Below are 21,150 nucleotides of genomic sequence, written 5' to 3' on the forward strand. Positions count from 1 at the left end.
CACAGGAGCAGGGGAAGGATGCACAAGACGATTCTGGCGGTCGCACTGGCCGTCATCGGGGGCGTTGCCGCAGGCAGCGCGGGGGCGGTGGATCTGACGCAGTACCTGCGCCGGGAGACCTTCACCGACATCAAGATTTCGCCGGGGGCGAGTACGTAGCGGCAACGGTGCCGAAGGAGGACAGCACCGCGATCGCGATCCTGCGGTTGAAGGACAAGCAGCTGGTCGGCAGTTTCTGGCCACCCAGCCGCAACCACGCGCAGGAATTCGACTGGGTCAGCAACGAACGCCTGTTGATCGGCCTGGCCCAGAAGTGGGGCTCGCTCGACCAACCCAATCCCACCGGCGAACTCTATGCCGTCGACGCCAACGGCAACCGTGGCGAGCTGCTGGTCGGCTATCGCGTCGAAAGCAAGGCCGGGGACCCGCATCCAGCCGAAGAAAGTCGAAGCAGTGGCCGCCTTCCTGGCCGACGACCTGCCGGGCGACGAGCGCAACGTGCTGGTGACCGTATGGCCGCTGGCCGAGGATCCGTTCACCCGCGTCGATCGCATGGATGTGACCACCGGCCGCCGTGCGCGGGTGGCATCTTCGCCGGTACGGCGCGGCGAATTCACCACCGATGGCGCCGGCGAGGTCCGCTTCGTGCACGGCTCGGGCAGCGACAACATCAACAAGCTGTATTTCCGCGAACGCAGCGGCGACACCTGGAAGCTGATCAACGACGAGGCGGTCAGCAAGCGCATCGAAACCGCCCTCGGCTTCTCGGCCGATGACAGCCTGGCCTACCTCAACGTCGAGCAGGCCCAGGCCCGGATGCGATCGTCAGCTGGAACCCGCAGACCGGCGAGCGTGCCACGCTGCTGCGCGACGAGGTGGTCAATCCGTATCGCATCATCCATCGGCCCGGCACCCACGTGCCGGTGGGCGCTGTATCTGGGCGATACGCCGCGTACCCGGTTCTTCGACGAGAAGTCGCCGGAGGCGCGCCTGTACCGCAGCCTGGAAGCCGCCTTCGAGGGCCCGTCTACATCACCTCCAGCACCCGCGATGGCCGTGTCGTGCTGGTGGAAACCTGGTCGGGCTCGAACCCGGGCGATTTCTACGTGTACGACACGGTGGCGCGCAAGGCTGATCACCTGATCAGCCGCAGCGACTGGATCGACGTTGACCGTAGTGCCAGCGTGAAGCCGATTGCACTGAAGGCCCGCGATGGCCTGCCGCTGCATGGCTTCCTGACCCTGCCGGCCGGCAGCGACGGGCGCAACCTGCCGATGGTGGTGATGCGCCGCATGGCGGCCCGTTCGACATCTTCGATTCCGGCCAGTACGACCGCGAAACGCAGATGCTGGCCGCGGCCGGTTATGCCGTGCTGCAGGTCAACTTCCGTGGTTCGGGCAACTACGGCCGGCCCACACCCAGGCCGGTGCGCAGCAGTGGGGCGCGGCAATGCAGGACGATGTCACTGATGCCACCCGCTGGGCAATCAGCGAAGGCATCGCCGACGGCCGTCGCATCTGTATCTACGGCGCCAGCTACGGGGCCTACTCGGCGATGATGGGTGCCGCCCGCGAACCCGGGTTGTATCAGTGCGCGGCGGGCTATGTCGGGGTCTACGACCTGCCGATGATGTACACCCGCGGCGACATCCAGGACCGGGGTTCAGGCGTGACCTATCTGCGCGAATGGCTGGGGGATCCGGCCAAGCTGGGTGCGGTGTCGCCGGTGAACCTGGCCGAACGGATCAAGGTGCCGGTGTTCCTGGCCGCCGGTGGCGAGGACAAGCGCGCGCCGATCCAGCACACCGAACGCATGGAAGCGGCGCTCAAGCGCGCCGGCACGCCGGTGGAAAGCCTGTACTACAAGACCGAAGGCCACGGCTTCTACACCGAGGCCCATCGCAGCGAGTACTACGACAAGTTGCTGGCCTTCCTGGCGCGCAGCCTGGGTGGCAAGACCGCGACGGCCGCGCCTGCGACCGGCAAGGACAAGGCGCCCTGAGCTGACAGGGCGGCGGATGAACGTTCCGCCGCCCTGGTTTTCCGCAAGCGCGGGGTTTACTTCACCCCGTGCATCATCTTCTTCAGCAGCGGTGCGGCGATGAAGGCCGCCAGTGCGCAACCCAGGCCGATCCACATCAGCAGCCAGAACAGGTGCGCGTAGGCGCCGGCTGCGGCCACCATGTCCAGCGATTCGCCTTCCGGCACCTCGATCGCGGCCAGTTTGCCGAACAGCGCGGCCAGCGTCTCCGAGAATGCGGTGGCGAGGAACCAGGCGCCCATCATCAGGCTCATCACCCGCGGCACGGCCAGCTGGGTCACTGCCGACAGGCCGACCGGCGACAGGCACATCTCGCCGCTGGCGAGCAGGAAGTAGGCCAGCACCAGCCACCACACGCTGGCCATCTCGCCGGTGGCGCCCACCTGCTGCGCCGCCAGTGCCAGCAGCGGCAAGAACGACAGTGCGCCGATCACCAGGCCCCAGGCCGACTTCACCGGCTTGCCCGGCTCCCAGCCGCGGCGGTCCATCCACGTCCACAGCGCGGCGAAGACGGCGCCAGCAGCACCAGGAACAGGCCGCCGAGATAGGTGAGCGAGCCGGCGGTCTGCGGGATCACCAGGCAGTCGCGCACCAGCAGCACCAGCATCAGCACGACGATGGCGGCGAAGAACGTGCGCGGTGCAGACGAGCCCGGGCGGCGCTCGGACAGCCGCGCGCTGATCACGAAGCCCAGCGGTGCCAGCAGCAGCGAGAGGATCGACCACGGCAGCGGCGTGCCGCCGGTGATCACCAGCGAGGCGCGATGTCCTTGGTCAACAGGCGGTCGGTGAAGGTCACCCACGAGCCGTAGGACTGCTCGTACATGGTGAAGAACACCAGCGCCAGGAAGATCAGTACCATCAGCGCGATCATCTGCTGGCGCTGCACCGGCGTGCACTTGCTGCCGGTGAACCAGGCGAACCAGACCAGCACGCCGCCCAGCACCACCAGCATCAGCATCAGCGCCAGGCTGATTTCACCGCCCAGCGCGAACGCGCCGTTGCCGGCAGCCCACATCAGCCACGCCACCGGCAGCACACCCAGCACCGCGCACAGATAGATGAGCCATTCGCGCGGCAGTCCCAGCACCTTCTGCTTCAGCGCGGCCGGTTGCGGCGGTTCGGCATGGCCCTGCAGGTACTTCTGGCCCCACAGGAACATCGCCAGGCCGGCCAGCATGCCGATGCCGGCAGCACCGAAACCATACTTCCAGCCATAGGCCTCACCGAGGAAGCCACACACCAGCGAAGAGAACAGCGCGCCGAGGTTGATGCCGGCGTAGAACAGCGAGAAGCCCGAGTCGCGACGCGGATCGTCCTTGGCGTACAGCTTGCCGACGATGGTCGAAATGTTCGGCTTGAGGAAACCGACGCCCATGATGATCAGCGCCAGCGACAGGTAGGTCACCGCCAGTGCCGAGGTGTCGCGCACCACTTCGCCGTTTACCCGGTAAGCGGCGCGGCCCTCGAAGGCCATGCCGAGGTGGCCGAGCACCAGCAGGATGCCGCCGAACAGCACCGCCCGCCGCATGCCCAGCCAGCGGTCGGCCAGCATGCCGCCGAACACCGGGATGCAGTACACCAGGCCACCGTAGGCACCGAGCAGGTCCAGGCCGGCCTTGTCGCCGAACAGGTGGTACTTGGTCAGGTACAGCAGCAGCAGCGCCTTCATGCCGTAGAAGGAGAAGCGCTCCCACATTTCGGTGAAGAAGCAGACGTAGACGCCCTTGGGGTGGCCCAGGAAGTCGTCGGAAGCGATAGCGGTGGAATTCATCGCGCGGTTATAGGCCTGTGACCTGATCCGCTTTCAGTAGATCCACGCCATGCGTGGATTGCCGGACTGGCCTGGGCGATCACAGGTATCGCAACCAAGGCAGATCGCGCCTTCGCGCTTTGAACCGCGCGAAGGCCCGCGTCGGCGGGTACAGCACCACCGCCAGCGCACAGGCCACCAGCAGCAGGCCGCTGACCGAATCCAGGGCATACAGCTCGCCATGGGTCGGCCCCCAGGCCGCCAACGCGGCCAGGTACAGCCCCTTCAGTACGTACAGGTGCAGCAGGTAGAAGAACATCGGCGCAGCGCCGATATCGGCCAGCGGCTGTAGCGCCGCGCCAGCGGCGGCCATTCGTACAGCCGCAGCAGCAACATTCCCACCCCCAGGGTCAGCAGCAGGAACTGCAAGGACGGCGGGTATTTGGTGACATTGAAGATGCTCAACCACGTGCGCAGCGTAGTGGTCTGGTACGACCAGGGAGCATCCCCATACTGGTTGGCGAACCGCAGCAATGCGAACAGGGCCAGCGCGCCGAAGCCTGTCCACAGCAGCCAGCGCTGGCGCTGCTCCGGCGCGCGCTCGCGGGCGAACCAGGCCCCATCAGATAACCCAGTGCGATCACCCCGATCCACGGCAGCACCGGATAGGAGGTACGCAGGCGCAGCGCGCCAGCCTCGATCCAGCCGCGCTGATGCAGCACTTTCCACAGCACCGCCAGCAGGCCATCGCCTTGCACCCGCATGCCGTCGAACAGGTTGTGCGCGGCCACCACCGCGATTGCCAGCATCAGCAGCGCCGGGCGTGGCAGCCACAGCAGGCCGGCCAGCGCGATCATGCTCAGCCCGATGGCCCAGATCACCTGCAGGTACAGCGTGTCCGGCGGCAGCTGGAAGGTCCAGGCGAAGTTCACCAGGGTCAGCTCCAGTACCACCAGGAACAGGCCGCGCTTGAGCAGGAACGCGGCCGTGGCCCGGCGCGGATCCGCCTGGCGCTGGCCGTACAGCCAGGCCGACAGGCCGGTCAAGAGGACGAACACGGGTGCGCACAGGTGGGCCAGCAGGCGGCAGGCGAACAGCGCAGGAGAGACTGTCGCTGCATCCATCGGGTCGCTCACCTGGTGCTGCAGGAAGAAGGTCTCGCGCACGTGGTCCAGCAGCATCAGCAGCATCACGGTGCCGCGCAGCTGGTCGATGGAGGCCAGGCGAGGGGGGGGGGAAGGGGGCATGCGATGCAGTAAGAACAAGGTAGCATTAAGATATAACATATCATTTGCGGCGCGCCCATCCGGACTTTGCCGGGTCGGTCGATTGCCGGGCCACGTGTTGGCCCGTTGCGCTGCAGCGCACGCCCCCATCCTTTGGCACGCTGGACTTGATCTGCCCTGAACGCTAGCGTGACAGGGATTTTTGCCAGCAGGGGCTTCCATGAACCACGACGCTGCGCCCAAGCAGCTCACCTTCCGCGCAGTGGCCCTGGCCATCGTGCTGGCGGTGGTGCTGTCGGCCGCCAACGCCTACCTCGGCCTGTTCGCAGGCCTGACCATCGCCACCGCCATTCCCGCCGCGGTGATTTCCATGGGCGTGCTGCGCCTGCTGGGCGGTGGCTCCATCCTTGAAAACAACATCGTGCAGACCGGTGCCTCGGCCGGTTCATCGATCGCCGCCGGTGTGATCTTCACCATCCCGGCGCTGGTGATCATGGGCTACTGGCCGGACTTCAAGTACTGGTGGGTGCTGGGCATCGCCGGCCTGGGCGGCCTGCTGGGCGTGCTGTTCTCGGTGCCGCTGCGCCGTTCGATGATCGTTGAAGACCCGCTGCCGTTCCCGGAAGGCAAGGCGGCGGCGGAAGTGCTCAAGGCCGGTGAGAACCCGGGTCCGGGCCTGAAGATCCTGGGCCTGTCGGCGGTGATCGGCGCCTTCGTCAAGCTGGCCGCGGAAAGCGGCATGCGCCTGATTCCGGACGCCTGGGCCACCTCGGCCTATGTCGGCAGCTCCAAGGTCACCGCCTTCATCGGCACCAACCTGTCGCCTGCACTGCTGGGCGTGGGGTACATCGTCGGCCTCAACGTCGGCATCGTGGTGGTGTCCGGCTCGATCCTGACCTGGCACATCGCCATTCCGATCTACCAGGCGTTCTTCATGAACACCGATCCGGCATTGGCCGCGTCGGTTGCCGCGGCTTCCTCCACCGAGGCCGCGTTCGCCATCTGGGGCGCGAAGATGCGCTACCTGGGCGTTGGTGCGATGCTGATCGGTGGCATCTGGACCCTGATCTCGCTGCGCAAGTCGCTGCTCAACGGCGTCAAGAGCGGCTTCGCCGCGGCCCGCAAGAGTGGCGGCCCGGTGCTGGCGCACACTGAGCGCGACCTGCCGATGAAGTGGATGCTGGTCGCCCTGGTGGCGTTCGTGCTGCCGCTGCTGGCCCTGTATCAGGCCATCGTCGGCCAGTGGCACGTGTCGATCCCGATGACCCTCATCATGATCGTCGCCGGCTTCCTGTTTGTTTCGGTCTCGGCCTACCTGGCCGGCCTGATCGGTTCGTCCAACAACCCGGTCTCGGGCATCACCATCTCGACCATCCTGTTCGCCTCGGCCGTGCTGGTCGTGCTGCTGGGCGCTGACGGCCTCAAGCCGGTCGGTGCCGGCGGTGCACCGCTGGGTGCGGTGGCCGCGATCATGATCGGCGCGGTGGTGTGCTGCGCCGCTGCGGTCGGTGGTGACAACCTGCAGGACCTCAAGGCCGGTTACATCGTCGGTGCCACCCCGTGGAAGCAGCAGCTGATGCTGGGCATCGGTGCGTTCTCGTGCGCGCTGATCATGGCTCCGGTACTGAACCTGCTGGCCACTGCCTACGGCATCGGCGTGAAGTCCGAGCTGCACCCGAACGCTGGCTGCGCGCGCCGCCAACCTGATGGCCTCGGTGGCCAAGGGCCTGTTCGGTGGTGAACTGCCGTGGACCTTCATCGGCATCGGTGCTGTGGTCGGTGCTGCCATCATCGCCTTCGACAGCTGGCTGAAGTCACGCAACGCGCGCTTCCGCGTGCCGGTGCTGGCCGCCGCCATCGGCATCTACCTGCCGCTGGAACTGATGGTGCCGATCTTCCTCGGCGGCCTGATCGCCCATCTGGTCGAGCGCTTCCACAAGGTGCGCGCCGATGACGAAGAAGGCCGCGACCGCGTGCACAAGCCGGGCGTGCTGTTTGCCGCCGGCCTGATCACCGGTGAGGCACTGATGGGCATCGCCATCGCGATTCCGATCGTGATCAGCAGCCGTGCCGACGTGCTGGCGGTGCCGTTCCACCTGCCGGGCGCACAGTGGATCGGCCTGGCCGTGCTGTTCCTGGTCGGCTGGCTGATCTACCGCACCGGCAAGTACGCCAAGGCGTAAGGGGCGGGCTCTGACCCTGGGTGCAACGGGTAGTGCCGGCCGCTGGCCGGCAACCACGGAACCTCCAAGGGCCTTGGTGTTGCCGGCCAGCGGCCGGCACTACCGCAAAACCCCGCTTCGGCGGGGTTTGCTGTTTCTGGCGATTGCCCGCCTGCAGCCATGACCGATGGCCTTGGCAGCCCCGGCCATGCGGGCCTACCATCGGTTTTTTGCCGTCCTGCGGAGACCCCGATGAAACTGCGTCATGCCCTGCTGCCACTGAGCCTGCTGGCCGCCCTGCCCAGCGTCGCCGCTGCCCGCGGCCTGGAAGTCCGCGACATGGTGGCCATGGACCGCGTCTCCGCGCCGGTACTGACCGCTGACGGCGGCACCGTGGTGTTCGCCAAGCGCAGCGTGGACGCCAACCTGAAGGCCTCGACGGCGCTGTTCGCGCGCAACCTGCGCACCCGCGACGCAGCGCCGCCGAAGCAGATCACCCCGGCCGGCTGGAACGTCAATTCCGCTTCGCTGTCGGCCGATGGCCAGACCGTGTATTTCCTCAGTGCCAGGAACGGCAGCCAGCAGCTGTACGCGCAGCCGATCAGCGGCGGCACCCCGCGCCAGCTGACCGACTTCCCCGTCGACGTGGACAGCTACCGTGTGTCGCCGCAGGACGACCGCGTGTTGTTCAGCGCCGGCGTGTTCCAGGCGTGCGCCTCGGACCTGGCCTGCACCGAGAAGAAGCTGAAGGAAAAGAAGGACGCCAAGGCCAGCGGCCAGGTGTGGGATTCGCTGTTCGTGCGCCATTGGGACACCTGGAACGACGGTCGCCGCAATACCCTGTTCGTCGCTCCGCTGCCGGCAGCCAAGGCCGGTGCAGTCAAGGGCGCTTCGGCGCTGAGCGCGACCATCGATGGTGATGCGCCGTCCAAGCCGTTCGGCGGCAATGACGACTTCGTTTGGTCGCCGGACGGCGCCAGCGTGGTGGCCAGCATCCGCGTGGCCGGCAAGCAGGAGCCGTGGTCGACCAACTTCGACCTGTACCGCTTCGACGCCGCCGGCAAGCAGGCGCCGGTCAACCTGACGGCCTCCAACCCGGCCTGGGATGCCGGCCCGGTGTTCAGTGCCGACGGCAAGACGCTGTTCTACCGCGCGATGAAGCGCCCGGGCTTCGAGGCCGACCGCTTCGGCCTGATGGCGATGGACGTTGCCAGCGGCAAGACCCGCGAGATTGCCCCGCAGTGGGATCGTTCGGCCGGTGGCATCACCCTGTCCGCCGACGGCGCCAGCATCTACACCACTGCCGATGATCTCGGCGAACACCCGCTGTTCCAGATCGACGTGGCCAGCGGCAAGGCCACCAAGCTGATCGGCGACGGCAGCGTGACCGCGGTCGACGTGGCCGGCAACAGCGTGGCGATCACCCGCAACAGCCTGAAGAGCAACGACCAGGTGCTGGTCGGCCTGCTGCCGGCCACGGGCGAAGCCATCGGCGAACTGCGCGCGCTGACCCCGGCCGCAGGCGAGGTGCTGAAGGACGTGTCCTTCGGCGACTACGAGCAGTTCGAGTTCAAGGGCTGGAACAACGACACCGTGCACGGCTACGTGGTCAAGCCGCACAACTACCAGGAAGGCAAGTCCTACCCGGTGGCGTTCCTGATCCACGGCGGCCCGCAGGGCAGCTTCGGCAATGGCTGGAGCTACCGCTGGAACCCGCAGACCTACGCGGGCCAGGGCTACGCGGTGGTGATGATCGACTTCCACGGCTCCACCGGCTATGGCCAGGCATTCACCGATGCGATCAGCCAGCACTGGGGCGACCGCCCGCTGGAAGACCTGCAGAAGGGCTGGGATGCGGCGCTGAAGAAGTACGCCTTCCTCAACGGTGACAAGGCCTGCGCGCTGGGCGCCAGCTACGGCGGCTTCATGGTCAACTGGATCGCCGGCAACTGGAACGGCCCGTTCAAGTGCCTGGTCAACCACGACGGCGTGTTCGACCAGCGCATGATGGGCTACGCCACCGAAGAACTGTGGTTCACCGAGTGGGAACAGGGCGGCACGCCGTACCAGAAGGCCGCCAACTACGAGAAGTTCAACCCGGTCAACCACGTGGCGGACTGGAAGAAGCCGATCCTGGTCATCCACGGCCAGCAGGACTTCCGCATTCCGGTCGAGCAGGGGCTGGCCGCATTCACCGCCGCCCAGCGCCAGGGCATCGAATCGAAGTTCCTGTACTTCCCGGATGAAAACCACTGGGTGCTGAAGCCGAACAACAGCATCCTGTGGCATGACACCGTCAATGCCTGGCTGAAGCAGCACATCGGCAATTGATGATTGCAGCGCCGCCCTTAGGCGCGGCGCATTTGTTTCACCATCTGCGTTACCGGTGGGTGCCGACCGTTGGTCCACGCCTTCCTGATCTGCCGCCCACAGCAGCCGGCCAGCGGCCGGCTCTACCAGAGCGCCTGCATGCCTTCGACTGCCCTGATCCAGAACGACATCGTCGTCTTCGGTTTGATCGCCGCCACCCTTGGCGCCGTGTTCTGGACCGCCTCGGGGGAGCAGGGCCTGTGGAAGCGCGTCTACACCTTCGTGCCGGCACTGCTGCTGTGTTACCTGATTCCCGGCATCTACAACACTGTGGGCCTGATCGACGGGCAGAACACCCGGCTCTACAACCCGATCGCGCGCGACATCCTGCTGCCGGCGGCGCTGATCCTGCTGACCCTTGCGGTCGACATCAAGGGCATCCTGCGGCTCGGCCCGAAGCTGGTGCTGATGTACCTGGGGGCCTCGGCCAGCATCATGCTCGGTGCGGTGGTGGCGTTCCTGCTGATGCGTGCCGTGCATCCGGAAACCGTGGCCGGCGACACCTGGGCCGGCATGGCCGCGCTGGCGGGCAGCTGGATCGGTGGCGGCGCCAACATGCTGGCGATGCGTGAAGTGTTCGACGTCAATGCGACCACCTTCGGACAGTTCGCGGTGGTCGACGTCGGGGTCGGCTACGTATGGATGGCCGCGCTGATCTTCCTGGCCGGGCGCGCGGCGAAGATCGACGCGCGCAGTGGCGCCGATACCTCGGCCATCGATGAGCTGAAGGAGCGCATCGCGCGCTTCCAGGCCGAACACGAGCGCATTCCCAGCCTCACCGACCTGATGCTGATCGTGGCGGTGGCCTTCGGCGGTGTCGGCCTGGCTCACGCCATTGGCGCACCGCTGGCGGCGTGGTTCAAGGCGAATGTCAGCTGGGCTGCGCAGTTCAGCCTGGACGCGCCGTTCGTGTGGGTGGTGGTGCTGTCGACCACGCTCGGCCTCAGCCTCAGTTTCACCCGTGCGCGCAACTTGGAAGGTGCGGGCGCATCGCGCCTGGGCTCGCTGCTGCTGTACTTCCTGATCGCCTGCATCGGCATGCAGATGGATCTGCTGGCGCTGCTGGATCGCCCGTGGCTGTTCCTGCTGGGCATCATCTGGATCAGCGTGCACATCGTGCTGCTGTGGTGCCTGGGCAAGCTGCTGAAGGTGCCGTTCTTCTATTTCGCCATCGGTTCGCAGTCGAACATCGGTGGCCCAGCCTCGGCGCCGGTGGTGGCCGCGGCGTTCCATCCGGCCCTGGCGCCGGTCGGCGTGCTGCTGGGAACGATGGGTTATGCCACCGGCACGTACCTGGCCTACATCGTCGGCATTACCTTGCGGACGCTGGCCGGGCAGGGCTGATGGGGTAGTGCCGGCCGCTGGCCGGCAACCTCATGAACCCGTGAAGCATCACCTGGTTGCCGGCCAGCGGCCGGCACTACCGATGCATCACGCTACCGGCAATCCGCGTTCGATCAACCACGCCTTCGCGTCTTCGGCGTCCTGTTCAAACCGCGCCGAGTGAAAAGAGGGGCGCCGCAAGGTCCGGCGCGTCGCCACGCGCCCGTGGTCAACCGCGCCCGCGGCTTTACGCCACCGGCAATCCGCGTTCGATCAACCACGCCTTCGCGTCTTCGGCGTCCTGTTCAAACCACGCTTTCGTAGATCCCAGCCGATACGTATATCCCCAGGCATCCATGTCGGCCATCAGCCGCTGGCTGCCGACACCGGGCAGCTGCCCGGCCAGCACGATCTGCAGGTAGCAGGTCGCGTCTTCCTCGGCCACCGAGTCGGTGGCATCGGTATGCACCTGCGCACGCCGCTCCGGTGGCAGTACGATCAGGTGGCAGGCCTCATGCAGCATCGAGTGCACGGGCGTGTCATCGCGCACGTACACGTTGCTGGCGATGATGCCGGCCTCTGGCTCGCCCCAGTAACTGCCGGGAATCGGTTCGCCGGGCGCCACGTGGTGCAGCCGAAGGCCATGCGCGGCGAGCAGGCGCTGCGCGTCGGCGAAGGCGATGTCGCCCACGCAGGTGATGTCCACGGCGGTTGTCGTATCGGTCATGCGGGTCAGGCAGCCCCGCCCATGCAGGCACGGGCGGGGCAGGGGATCAGGGTTTGTCCGGGCCTTCGGGCAGCGCCACGGAAATGTCCAGCACGTCGTGCTGGCCATCCTTCACCAGGTCGACCTTCACCGCATCGACGTCGATGTTCACGTACTTCTTGATCACTTCCAGCAGCTCGCGCTGCAGCAGCGGCAGGTAGTCCGGGCCACCGCGGTGGCTGCGTTCCTGCGCGATGATGATCTGCAGGCGGTTCTTGGCGGTTTCGGCGGTGGTCTTCTTCGCTTTGAGGAAATCAAACAGGCCCATGCTTACCCTCCGAACAGCTTGCTGAAGAAGCCCTTCTTCTCGACGTTGGTGAAGCGCATCGGGCGTTCTTCGCCGAGGATGCGCGCGACGGCGTCTTCATAGGCCTGGCCGGCAGCGGATTCGACATCCAGGATGACCGGCTCGCCCTTGTTGGAGGCGTTGAGCACGTCGCCCGATTCGGGGATCACGCCGATCGCCTTCAGGCCGAGCACTTCCTCGACGTCGGCGATGCTCAGCATCTCGCCGCTTTCCACGCGCACCGGGGTGTAGCGGGTCAGCAGCAGGAAGGCCGGCACGTCCTGGCCGGACTCGGCCTTGTGGGTCTTCGAGTCGAGCAGGCCGATGATGCGGTCGGAGTCGCGCACCGACGACACTTCCGGGTTCACCACCACCACCGCGCGGTCGGCGAAATACATCGCCAGGAAGGCGCCCTTCTCGATGCCGGCCGGGGAGTCGCAGATGATGTACTCGAAGCCGTCGGCGGCCAGGTCCTTCAGGACCTTGCCCACGCCTTCCTGGGTCAGTGCGTCCTTGTCGCGGGTCTGCGAGGCGGCCAGCACGTACAGGTTGTCGAAGCGCTTGTCCTTGATCAGGGCCTGCTTGAGGGTGGCTTCGCCGTGCACGACGTTGACGAAGTCATACACCACGCGGCGTTCGCAGCCCATGATCAGGTCGAGGTTGCGCAGGCCGACGTCGAAGTCGATCACCGCCACCTTCTTGCCGCGCCGCGCCAGGCCGCAGGCCAGGCTCGCGCTGGAAGTGGTCTTGCCGACGCCGCCCTTGCCGGAGGTGACTACGATGATTTCAGCCAAAGGACTTCTCCTGATGATTCTGTTTGGGGGCTGCGTCAGTCCAGCGCAGCGATCTTGATCTGGTCCTGTTCCAGCCAGACCTGCACGGCCTTGCCGCGCAGGTTGTCCGGGACATCGTCCAGTACCTTGTAATGGCCGGCAATGGCGACCAGTTCCGCATGGAAATCACGGCAGAAAATGCGTGCCGCGGTGTTGCCCTGGGCCCCTGCCAGCGCGCGGCCGCGCAGGGTGCCGTAGATGTGGATGCTGCCATCGGCGATGACCTCGGCGCCGGCGCCGACGGTGGCCATCACGGTCAGGTCGCAGTTTTCCGCGTACAGCTGCTGGCCCGAACGCACGTTGCCCAGCTGCATGCGGCCCGGCTTCGGTGCAGCCGCGTCGGCCACCTTGGCCACCGGCGTTGCCGGGGCCGGCTTCGGTTCGGCACGGGCTGCGCGGCGCGGCTCCGGTGCAGGCGGCGGCGGGGCCGGTTCGGCCTCGGCACGCTCGTACTGCGCGCGGAACTTGGCCAGCAGCGGCAGGCCGAGCTGCTGCGAGAGCAGGTCGATCGCGCTGGTGCCATAGGCCAGCGCCACCGGCAGCACGCCGGCGCTGCGCAGGCCGTCGACCAGCGCCTGCGCGGTGGCCACATCCGGCACCTGGCTCAGGCCGCCGAAGTCGAGGATCACCGCGGCGCGGCCGAACAGCTTCGGGGCGCGGGTCACGCGCTCGCGCATTTCCTGCACGAGGCGTTCGACATCAAGGGTACGGATGCGCAGGTTGGCGATGCCCACCTGGCCGATCTTCAGTTCACCGGCCTGTTCGTAATCGAAATTCACCGCCACGCTCAGGTCCCCGTCGGCCGCTGTGCCTGCGCCGGCAGCTGCCGTGCGCGTGTCCATGCCACATCCGGCAGCTTGCCGCCGTAGGTCTCCTTGACCCAGGGGTAGCTGCACAGTTCCTTGGCCAGCATGCTGGCGCGCACATCGACCTGCGGCATCGTGTTCTGGCCCAGCTCGCGGAAGCCGAAGCTGCCGTGGAAGAGCAGGGCGGCATCGGCGCCATGGTCGAGGAAGACTTCGCAGGTCATCTGCGGGTAGCGCAGCTCGGCGAAGCTCTGCGCGTCGGCATAGAACGCACGGCCGACACCGCCGCCACGACGGCGGCTGGCGACCACGATGCGGTCGATATAGAAGAACGGGGTGTCCAGCTGCTGCTTGAACCAGGCGAAATTGCTGCTGTCGTGCTGGCTGTCGCTGCCAAAGCCGATCAGGAAGCCGGCCAGGTTGCCGTCGCGCTCGGCGACGCGGAAGTATTCAGCAGTTTCATAGAACAGGCGCAGGCGGGCCGCATCCAGGGGAAGGATGGCCAGGCCAGCATTGTTGTTCAAAGCCAGGACGGAATCGAGCTCGTGCTCGCGCACGTCGCGGATGACAATCGACATTGTGACTCCGTGGGGTAACGCGGTTGGTCCATCAAGGGACCCTGCGCACGATTATTGCATGCCCGGGGTGGGCTGCGGCATGAACAGGCGACCGCAGGGGCATGACTTCCGTGGGAGTGCGCGATGCAGGCCGGGCCCGTAGAGTGCTGGCATGTTGGGAGTCCTCAGCCATACCCGCGTCCTCCGCCTGGCCGGCCTGTTCACCTGGGTCATGGTCGGCCTGCCGCTGGCGTACTCGCAGTTCGAGAACCTGCACAGCCGCGCTGACATGGGCGGCTGGGCGATCCTGCTGTTCGTCGCCTACCTGTCCTTCGGCACGGCCTACTACTGGCTGACCCGCATCCTGCGCAGCGACAGCCACACCAGCTGGCTGGACCGCGGCCTGCTGCTGTTGCTGACGGTCTCGGCGCTGGGGGTCAGCTTCCTCAGCGGGTCGGGCCTGGGCAGCATCCTGATGATGGTGGCCGCCGGGGTCATTCCGTGGATGCTGTCGGTACGGCTGGGCGTGCTGTGGCTGCTGGTCAGCCAGCTGGCCGTGGCTCCGGTCTATTACCTGCTGCTGCGCTTCCCGCTGTTCGAAGCGGTGATGCAGTCGCTGCTGTACGGCGGCTTCTCCATGTTCATCTTCGTGACCAGCCTGGTCGCGCGGCAGCAGACCGAGGCCCGCGACGAGCAGCGCCGGCTCAATTCGGAACTGCGCGCCACCCGCGCCCTGCTGGCCGAGAGCGCGCGGGTCAACGAACGCACCCGCATTTCGCGCGAACTGCATGACCTGCTGGGCCACCAGCTGACCGCGCTGACCCTGAACCTGGAGGTCGCCGGGCACCTGGCCGAGGGCCAGGCCCTCGATCACGTGAAGCGCTCGCACGCGCTGGCCAAGCTGCTGCTGGGCAACGTGCGCGAGGTGGTGAGCCAGCTGCGCGAGACCGGCGCGATCGATCTGGCTGCGGCGCTGCGCCCGCTGACCGAGAACGTGCCCTCGCTGGACATCCAGCTGGAGATCGAGGATCCGCTGAACGTGGAGGACCCGCAGCGGGCCCACGTACTGCTGCGCTGCACCCAGGAGATCATCACCAACGCGGTGCGCCATGCCAGTGCCCGCCACCTGTGGATCAAGGTGTACCGTGAAGCCCCCGATCGGGTGGTGGTCGAGGCCCGCGACGACGGCGTCGGCGCGGATATGGTCAATGTGGGCAACGGCTTGCGCGGCATGCGCGAGCGCCTGCAACAATGCGGTGGCCAGCTGCAGATCGAAACCCGCCCCGGTGAGGGTTTCCGGCTGCGGGCGACGGTGCCGGCAACGGTGCTGGTGGCGGCCCTTACCAAGGTTCCTGAAGGAGTGCGTTGATGATTCGCGTCTGCCTGGTCGACGACCAAACCCTGGTGCGGCAGGGAATCCGCTCCCTGCTGGCGCTCGACGACGGCATCGAGGTGGTGGCCGAGGCCGGCGACGGCCGGCAGGCGGTCGAGCTGATCCCCCAGGTACGCCCCGACGTGGTGCTGATGGACATGCGCATGCCGGTGATGTCGGGGCTGGAGGCCCTGCAGGTGCTGTCGCGGCAGGAACAGCTGCCGCCGACCATCATCCTCACCACCTTCGACGACGACCAGCTGGTGCTGGCCGGGCTCAAGGCCGGTGCCAAGGGCTACCTGCTCAAGGACGTCACCCTGGCACAGCTGGTCGGTGCCATCCGCACCGTGGCCGACGGGGGATCGCTGGTGCAGCCGGCGGTAACCCAGCGCCTGCTGTCCGGCCTGGAGCACATGCGCAATGAATTCGTCAGCCTGGACCGCCCGGACCCGCTGACCGACCGCGAGACCGAGATCCTGCGGCTGATGGCCAGTGGCTTCTCCAACAAGGAGATCGCCAATTCGCTGGGCGTCGCCGAGGGCACCATCAAGAACCACGTGTCCAACATCCTTTCCAAGCTGGGTGTGCGCGACCGTACGCGTGCCGTATTGAAGGCGTTCGAACTCCAGCTGGTCTGAGAAAAAATCTTTCAAGTACAAAGACTTGGGTCGTAGTCCGGGGTTTCCGCCAGGGTTGCCCCCTACTTGCCGGGTAGCGGTATGCGTTACCCTTCGAATCCTTTGTCCATACAAATACGCAGCCGGCAGGGAAACCGGTGCGCCAATCCCGATAAACAATGCCCGCGAAGCCTGCTAGGATTGGCGCTTCGCTTCAATCAACCCGGCCGTGGGATCGGCCCCGGAGACTCTCTGAATGACCCGTATTATCGAGTTCCTGATCGCCTTGGGGATCGTGGCTGGCCTGTTCGTCATCATTGGCGTATGTCTGCCGGGCGAGCGTCACATCACCGAAAGCATCGAGACCAACCGCAAGATGACGATCGTGTACGACACGGTCAGCAGCCTGCGCCGCTTCAAGGACTGGAACCCGCTGGTACTGCGCGATCCCGCCGTTGACCTGAAGCTGTCCGGCCCGGCCTCGGGTGTCGGTGCCACCCTCGACTTCACCTCCAAGGACCTGGGTACCGGTTCCTGGAAGATCACCGAAGCCGAAGAGAACAAGCGTGTTGTGATCGCCATCGAGGACGCCACCAAGGGTCACGACAAGGTCACCACCTTCAACCTGGAGCCGACCGGCAAGGGCGGTCGCAACGTCAAGATCACCCAGGACTACTCGGTGAAGTACGGCTTCGACCTGTTCGGCCGTTACGCCGGCCTGTATGTCAGCCGCCAGATCGGCGATGACATCAAGATGGGTCTGTCGCGCATGGCCAACATGCTCGCAACCGTGCCGAACGTGGACTACCGCACGCCGGAAGCCCCGCTGACCGACCTGGCCATCGTTGAAGTGCCGGCCGAGAACCTGCTGGTGGTCAACGCCGGCAACGTGGACCGCGGTCAGGACACCATCACCAAGTCCATCAAGGACAACCAGGAGTGGATCAAGCGCGTGATGGAGGCCAATGGCCTTGAAGCTGCCGGTCCGTTCCGCATCATCACCACCGACTTCGGCCAGGAGAAGTACGCCTTCGACATTGCCCAGCCGGTGAAGAAGAAGGGTGCTGAAGGTGCTGCTGCCGACGAGCTGACCGTCAAGATCGACGGCGGCGCTCCGGTCAAGTACGTGCACGTTGCTCCGCACCGTTCGGCGCATGCGGCCTACACCGGCCACATGGCGGGTCTGGACGTGGCGCGCAACGGCCTGCGTGCCTGGGCCGTGACCTCGGGCAACGAAGTCATCGACCGTCCGTACGAAACCTGGAAGGACGGCATCGACAAGTCGTTCACCCCGGAAGGTACCTACGACATCTACTGGGCCGTCAAGTAATCCCCGGCTGACCCATGTAGTGTTGGACACGAAAACGCGCCGCTCATTGCGGCGCGTTTTTTTTTCATCCGGCGCCCGGCAAGGGGCGCTGCGCAAGGAGCCCTCATGTTCAATCTGGAACGTCGCGCACGTAAGCCTTCCCTGCTGGCCTGCCTGGGGGCGCTGTTGGCTGCCGCCTCGATCGGCCTGTCTGCCTATGCATCGCATGGCGTGGCCGACCCGTTGGCGCAGCAGCATCTGAACATGGCGGCGCTGTATGCGTTCGCGCATGGCGCGGTGCTGGTGGCGCTTGGGCCGCGCGCGCAGGGCGCGATCGCACACCTGGCGCTGTACGTGCTGCTGCTGGGTGTCCTGCTGTTTTCCGGCAGCCTGATGGGTGGGGCGTTGTGGCAGTGGCCGACGCGGATGGCGCCGATCGGTGGCACCAGCATGATGGCCGGATGGGTGTTGCTGGCGATCAATGCGTTGAGGCGGTGACGTTCGCAGGGCTGTCGCTCCGATCCATGCCGATGCGATCGTGATGGTTCATGGGCGTTACTTTTATTTCGCGCGAAAAGAAAAGTAACCAAAAGAAACGCGCCGCCGGCCGCGAGCCGGTGCTGCGCACCGGTCCCCTGCGCTCCTCGGCCCGTCGAGGGGCGGTGCGGAGAGCAGCCGAGCGTGGCTCGGCTCTACAGAATCGCACGCACCTCTTCGCCCTCGCCGGACCTGCGGTGCTCGGCTCGCTTGAAGGCGGACCCAACAGCCGCGCGCTGATCCGTTGTAGAGGCTTCGAGCGAAGCGACCGGCTTCTGTCTTTGCCTTCTTGTTCCATCTCGTGGTGGGCGCGCGCGGAATCCGCCCGGACAGCTCCATGAATTTCGCCTTGCGGTCGCCACGAGGGGCTCAGCCGTTGGCCGGTCTCCAGCACCAGTGCCAGGGTTCGTAGACGATGCCGTGCGGGTTGTCGCGCGGGTAGCTCAGCTGGAAGCCATGCGCGCCGGCATGCACCTGTAGCCAGGCGAACGCATCGGTAGCGTCGAACGATTCCTCGGCCGGGGCATCGCCTGGCGTGCCGATGTCCAGCGCATGGCCGCTATGGTGTTCACTGAACCCCGGCGCGGCATTCACCTTCAGGATCTCCGTCACGCTCAGCCCGCGCGCTCGTTTCCGTTCGAAGATGCCCAGCTGGTAGGCATGGCTGCGGAAGCCGGAGATTGCATCCAGTGCGATGCCATCGCGCGCTGCATGCAGGCGCATCCGCCGCCAGCCCTGTGCAGCGCCGCGGCGCAGCCACAGCGGGCGGGCGAAGCGGTCGCGCCCAGCGAAGTGCAGCAGGCATGGTTCGGGTTCCAGCGGCAGGCCGCTGTCGTCGGCATAGCGCTGGGCATCCAGGCCGAGCTGCTGCAGGCGCTGCTGCAGGCCGGCGAGGGGCAGCCACTGCGCTTCCAGATTTGCACCGAATGGCCGGGCCGCGGCTGCATCCAGCAAGGCCAGTGCTTCCTCGGCCCCGGGCTCGCGCGCCAGGCGCGGCACCATGGCGTGCACGCCGTGTTCCACCACCGCCGCCAGGTAACGGCCATCGCATTTGCGCCGCAGCACCCAGTTCGCTCGTGACAGCAGGCGCGCGTCGAGATTGCTGCGCGCACGCAGCAGGTCTGCGGGCCACAGTTCGATGGCTTCGGTATTGATCAGCAGGGGCAGGCGTCGTTGCATCGCCGCAGCTTACTGCCGCGGGCCCGGCACGGCCACCTTGCGCAGTGCTTCCAGCAGCGCCTGTGGCCGATCGAGACTGAGCAGCAGGGTGCTGCCATCGCGGACCGGCAGGGCGAGGACGCGCGCGCGGTTGGTGACCAGCGCGAAGCCCTTGGCGCCGCCCTGCAGGCGAAAGTGGCCGGAATAGAAGCCCGGCATTGCGTAGCCGTTGGTCTTGAAGCGGATGCCATAGCGGGGGTCACGCTGCAGGTCGACCACCTCGGCCTGGTCCAGCCGCAGCTGCGCCACCGGAACGCGGCGGCGGTACATCGTCGAGCGCACATCCAGCACGTTGTCGGCCAGTTCCACCCGGCGACGGAAGAATGCTGCGCCCAACCCGATGCCGAGTACCGCGATCACCAGCAGACTCCAGGCGGCACTGCCGCCCATCCGGAACCAGGGCGGCGACAGCGTTACTTCGATCCAGGGGGCACTGGCCGGCGCCTTGTACAGCTGCGCATACAAGCAGGCCACGAAGGCGGCGAGCAGGGGCAGCACGATCCACAGCACGCGCAACGGCGAGCTCTCGGCCACCTCGTACTGTTTCGGATCGCTGGCGCCCATGGCTCAGGCCTCCTTCTTGAACACCAGCATCGCCGGGCGCATCGGTGCGGGGATGATGATGTTGACCAGCTCCCAGCCCAGTTGGCCTTGGCGGCTCAGTTCGCTCTGGATGTCCTCGGCCTTGAGCAGGCCCATCATGGACGTCTTGACCTCGATCGTCTGGTAGCTCCAGCGCTTGCTCATTCCTTGTCCTCTGAAGATGGCGTGGGTTTCGGCAGGCGGCCTGCCTTGCGCAGGGCGTCGCGCAGCACATACTCGATCTGCGCGTTGAGGCTGCGCAGCTCGTCGTCAGCCCAGCGTTGCGCGGCGGCCAGGACGTCGGCATTGATGCGCAGCGGGTAGGCTTTCTTCTCACTCATGCAAGCTCCTGGCGGGGCGGTGGGGCGCCCCGTTGCGAGGGTGGTTCAGTACAGCGAACCGGCGTTGACGATCGGCTGGGTGCCGCGGTCCGAGCACAGCACGGTCAGCAGGTTGCTGACCATGTGCGCCTTGCGTTCCTCATCCAGCTGCACCACGCCGTTCTTCTGCAGTTCGGCCAGGGCCATTTCAACCATGCCGACCGCACCGGCCACGATGCGCGTGCGTGCAGCGATCACTGCGTTGGCCTGCTGCCGCTGCAGCATCGCCTGGGCGATTTCGGCGGCGTAGGCGAGGTGGCTGATGCGTGCGTCGATCACCTGCACGCCAGCGTCGGCCAGGCGTTCGGCCAGCTCGTTCTTCAGGTGCTGGGAGATCTCGCTGGCATGGCTGCGCAGCGCCAGCTGTCCCTCCTCGTGCTGGTCGTAGGGATAGCTGGTGGCCATCGCGCGCAACGCCGATTCGGACTGGATGTGCACGAAGCTTTCGTAGTCGTCCACGTTGTAGACGGCCTCGGAGGCATCGACCACCTGCCAGACGATGACCGCGGCGATCTCGATCGGGCTGCCGTCCAGCTCGTTGACCTTCAGCTTGCCGCTCTCGAAGTTGCGCACGCGCTGGCTGACCCGGCGCTTGGCATAGAAGGGGTTGTTCCAGCGCAGGCCGTTGTCCTTGACGGTGCCGACGTACTTGCCGAACAGGCTCAGCACCGCCGCCTGGTTGGGCTGGATGGTGTACAGGCCGGCCAGGATGAAGACCGCAGCGAAGATCACCAGCATGCCGGCCAGCATCAGCAGCAGGTTCGGTGAGCCGGAACCGGTCCTGGTCGTCGCCCCGAGTACGAACAGTGCGGTACCCGCCAGCGCGACCAGCAGGGATCCGGCCAGGGTGCCCAGGCCGTTGAGGGAGGCAAGCGACTTCTCTTTCATGGCGGTACTTCCTTGAGGGTTCGAATTGAAGATATCAAATTGATATCACTTGTCGACTACCGTTCGTCGGATGCCATGGTCAGGGTGCGCGGCCAGCTAGAATGCCCCCCCGCCTTCACGTCGCTG

At 66.3% G+C, this 21,150-nt stretch carries 16 protein-coding genes and 4 pseudogenes; 8 read left to right on the top strand and 12 right to left on the bottom strand.

Annotated elements, in window-relative coordinates; all coding sequences use genetic code 11:
* The first annotated feature begins 18 nt into the window (after positions 1 to 18).
* A pseudogene (locus ROV93_RS14185) lies at positions 19 to 2,001 on the top strand (prolyl oligopeptidase family serine peptidase).
* 56 nt (positions 2,002 to 2,057) lie between these two features.
* On the opposite strand, the pseudogene ROV93_RS14190 reads toward ROV93_RS14185, so the two are convergent.
* Positions 2,058 to 3,813: pseudogene (locus ROV93_RS14190) on the bottom strand (oligopeptide:H+ symporter).
* A gap of 79 nt (positions 3,814 to 3,892) precedes the next feature.
* Positions 3,893 to 5,039: pseudogene (locus ROV93_RS14195) on the bottom strand (heparan-alpha-glucosaminide N-acetyltransferase domain-containing protein).
* Positions 5,040 to 5,238: 199 nt separating this feature from the next.
* Between ROV93_RS14195 and ROV93_RS14200 the strand changes: the two are divergent.
* From ROV93_RS14200 to ROV93_RS14210, 3 genes and pseudogenes are all read left to right on the top strand, one after another.
* Positions 5,239 to 7,201: pseudogene (locus tag ROV93_RS14200) on the top strand (oligopeptide transporter, OPT family).
* A gap of 231 nt (positions 7,202 to 7,432) precedes the next feature.
* The gene (locus tag ROV93_RS14205) at positions 7,433 to 9,511 is read left to right on the top strand and encodes a S9 family peptidase (protein ID WP_072166932.1); all 2,079 of its coding nucleotides are present in this window, start codon (positions 7,433 to 7,435) and stop codon (positions 9,509 to 9,511) included.
* A 138-nt stretch (positions 9,512 to 9,649) separates the two neighbouring features.
* Positions 9,650 to 10,894: a DUF819 family protein gene (locus ROV93_RS14210; protein WP_072166944.1), complete on the top strand. Its 1,245-nt coding sequence runs from the start codon at positions 9,650 to 9,652 to the stop codon at positions 10,892 to 10,894.
* A gap of 226 nt (positions 10,895 to 11,120) precedes the next feature.
* Here ROV93_RS14210 and ROV93_RS14215 read toward each other — a convergent pair whose 3' ends face one another.
* From ROV93_RS14215 to ROV93_RS14235, 5 genes are read right to left on the bottom strand one after another with little or no spacing between them, the layout of a single operon-like run.
* Entirely contained in the window at positions 11,121 to 11,600 is a 480-nt protein-coding gene (locus ROV93_RS14215; RefSeq protein ID WP_072166931.1) for a hypothetical protein, read from the bottom strand.
* Between the two features lie 46 nt (positions 11,601 to 11,646).
* Positions 11,647 to 11,907 carry a cell division topological specificity factor MinE gene (gene minE, locus ROV93_RS14220; RefSeq protein ID WP_005408532.1) on the bottom strand — a complete coding sequence of 87 codons (261 nt, stop codon included), beginning with the start codon at positions 11,905 to 11,907 and terminating at the stop codon, positions 11,647 to 11,649.
* Between the two features lie 2 nt (positions 11,908 to 11,909).
* Positions 11,910 to 12,719: a septum site-determining protein MinD gene (gene minD / locus ROV93_RS14225; RefSeq protein ID WP_072166930.1), complete on the bottom strand. Its 810-nt coding sequence runs from the start codon at positions 12,717 to 12,719 to the stop codon at positions 11,910 to 11,912.
* Positions 12,720 to 12,754: 35 nt separating this feature from the next.
* A complete protein-coding gene (gene minC, locus ROV93_RS14230) occupies positions 12,755 to 13,600 on the bottom strand; it encodes a septum site-determining protein MinC (protein ID WP_049413254.1) in 846 nt (281 codons plus the stop codon).
* Positions 13,546 to 14,142, bottom strand: a complete 597-nt coding sequence (locus ROV93_RS14235) for a GNAT family N-acetyltransferase (protein WP_005415684.1) — start codon at positions 14,140 to 14,142, stop codon at positions 13,546 to 13,548. Before ROV93_RS14235 ends, minC begins: the two co-directional genes overlap by 55 nt.
* Positions 14,143 to 14,293: 151 nt before the next feature.
* On the opposite strand from ROV93_RS14235, the gene ROV93_RS14240 reads away from it, so the two are divergent.
* The 4 genes from ROV93_RS14240 (at position 14,294) to ROV93_RS14255 (ending at position 17,917) form a co-directional block, all read left to right on the top strand.
* Positions 14,294 to 15,490 (top strand): sensor histidine kinase, encoded by a 1,197-nt coding sequence (locus tag ROV93_RS14240; RefSeq protein WP_072166929.1) that lies wholly within the window; start codon positions 14,294 to 14,296, stop codon positions 15,488 to 15,490.
* Positions 15,490 to 16,131 (top strand): response regulator transcription factor, encoded by a 642-nt coding sequence (locus ROV93_RS14245; protein WP_006424175.1) that lies wholly within the window; start codon positions 15,490 to 15,492, stop codon positions 16,129 to 16,131. The genes ROV93_RS14240 and ROV93_RS14245 overlap by 1 nt, the downstream gene beginning before the upstream one ends.
* A gap of 235 nt (positions 16,132 to 16,366) precedes the next feature.
* Positions 16,367 to 17,440, top strand: coding sequence for an SRPBCC family protein (locus tag ROV93_RS14250; protein ID WP_005415686.1), 1,074 nt, complete (start codon positions 16,367 to 16,369; stop codon positions 17,438 to 17,440).
* A gap of 105 nt (positions 17,441 to 17,545) precedes the next feature.
* Complete coding sequence (locus ROV93_RS14255) at positions 17,546 to 17,917, top strand: DUF423 domain-containing protein (RefSeq protein ID WP_061480384.1); 372 nt, start codon at positions 17,546 to 17,548, stop codon at positions 17,915 to 17,917.
* Between the two features lie 408 nt (positions 17,918 to 18,325).
* Here the strand turns inward: ROV93_RS14255 and ROV93_RS14260 are convergent, their stop codons facing one another.
* The 5 genes from ROV93_RS14260 to ROV93_RS14280 are packed head-to-tail and all read right to left on the bottom strand — an operon-like array spanning position 18,326 to position 21,024.
* Positions 18,326 to 19,135, bottom strand: coding sequence for a M15 family metallopeptidase (locus tag ROV93_RS14260; protein ID WP_072166928.1), 810 nt, complete (start codon positions 19,133 to 19,135; stop codon positions 18,326 to 18,328).
* A 9-nt stretch (positions 19,136 to 19,144) separates the two neighbouring features.
* On the bottom strand, positions 19,145 to 19,738 hold the full coding sequence (locus tag ROV93_RS14265) for a PH domain-containing protein (protein WP_072166927.1): 594 nt from the start codon (positions 19,736 to 19,738) through the stop codon (positions 19,145 to 19,147).
* Between the two features lie 3 nt (positions 19,739 to 19,741).
* The gene (locus ROV93_RS14270; RefSeq protein ID WP_005415690.1) at positions 19,742 to 19,921 is read right to left on the bottom strand and encodes a DUF4177 domain-containing protein; all 180 of its coding nucleotides are present in this window, start codon (positions 19,919 to 19,921) and stop codon (positions 19,742 to 19,744) included.
* The gene (locus ROV93_RS14275) at positions 19,918 to 20,097 is read right to left on the bottom strand and encodes a hypothetical protein (RefSeq protein ID WP_005415691.1); all 180 of its coding nucleotides are present in this window, start codon (positions 20,095 to 20,097) and stop codon (positions 19,918 to 19,920) included. The genes ROV93_RS14270 and ROV93_RS14275 overlap by 4 nt, the downstream gene beginning before the upstream one ends.
* A gap of 45 nt (positions 20,098 to 20,142) precedes the next feature.
* Entirely contained in the window at positions 20,143 to 21,024 is an 882-nt protein-coding gene (locus ROV93_RS14280; RefSeq protein WP_061480381.1) for an SPFH domain-containing protein, read from the bottom strand.
* Between the last annotated feature and the right edge of the window lie 126 nt (positions 21,025 to 21,150).

It is taken from the genome of Stenotrophomonas maltophilia group sp. msm4, assembly GCF_032025605.1.
Classification (GTDB): Bacteria; Pseudomonadota; Gammaproteobacteria; order Xanthomonadales; family Xanthomonadaceae; genus Stenotrophomonas; species Stenotrophomonas sepilia.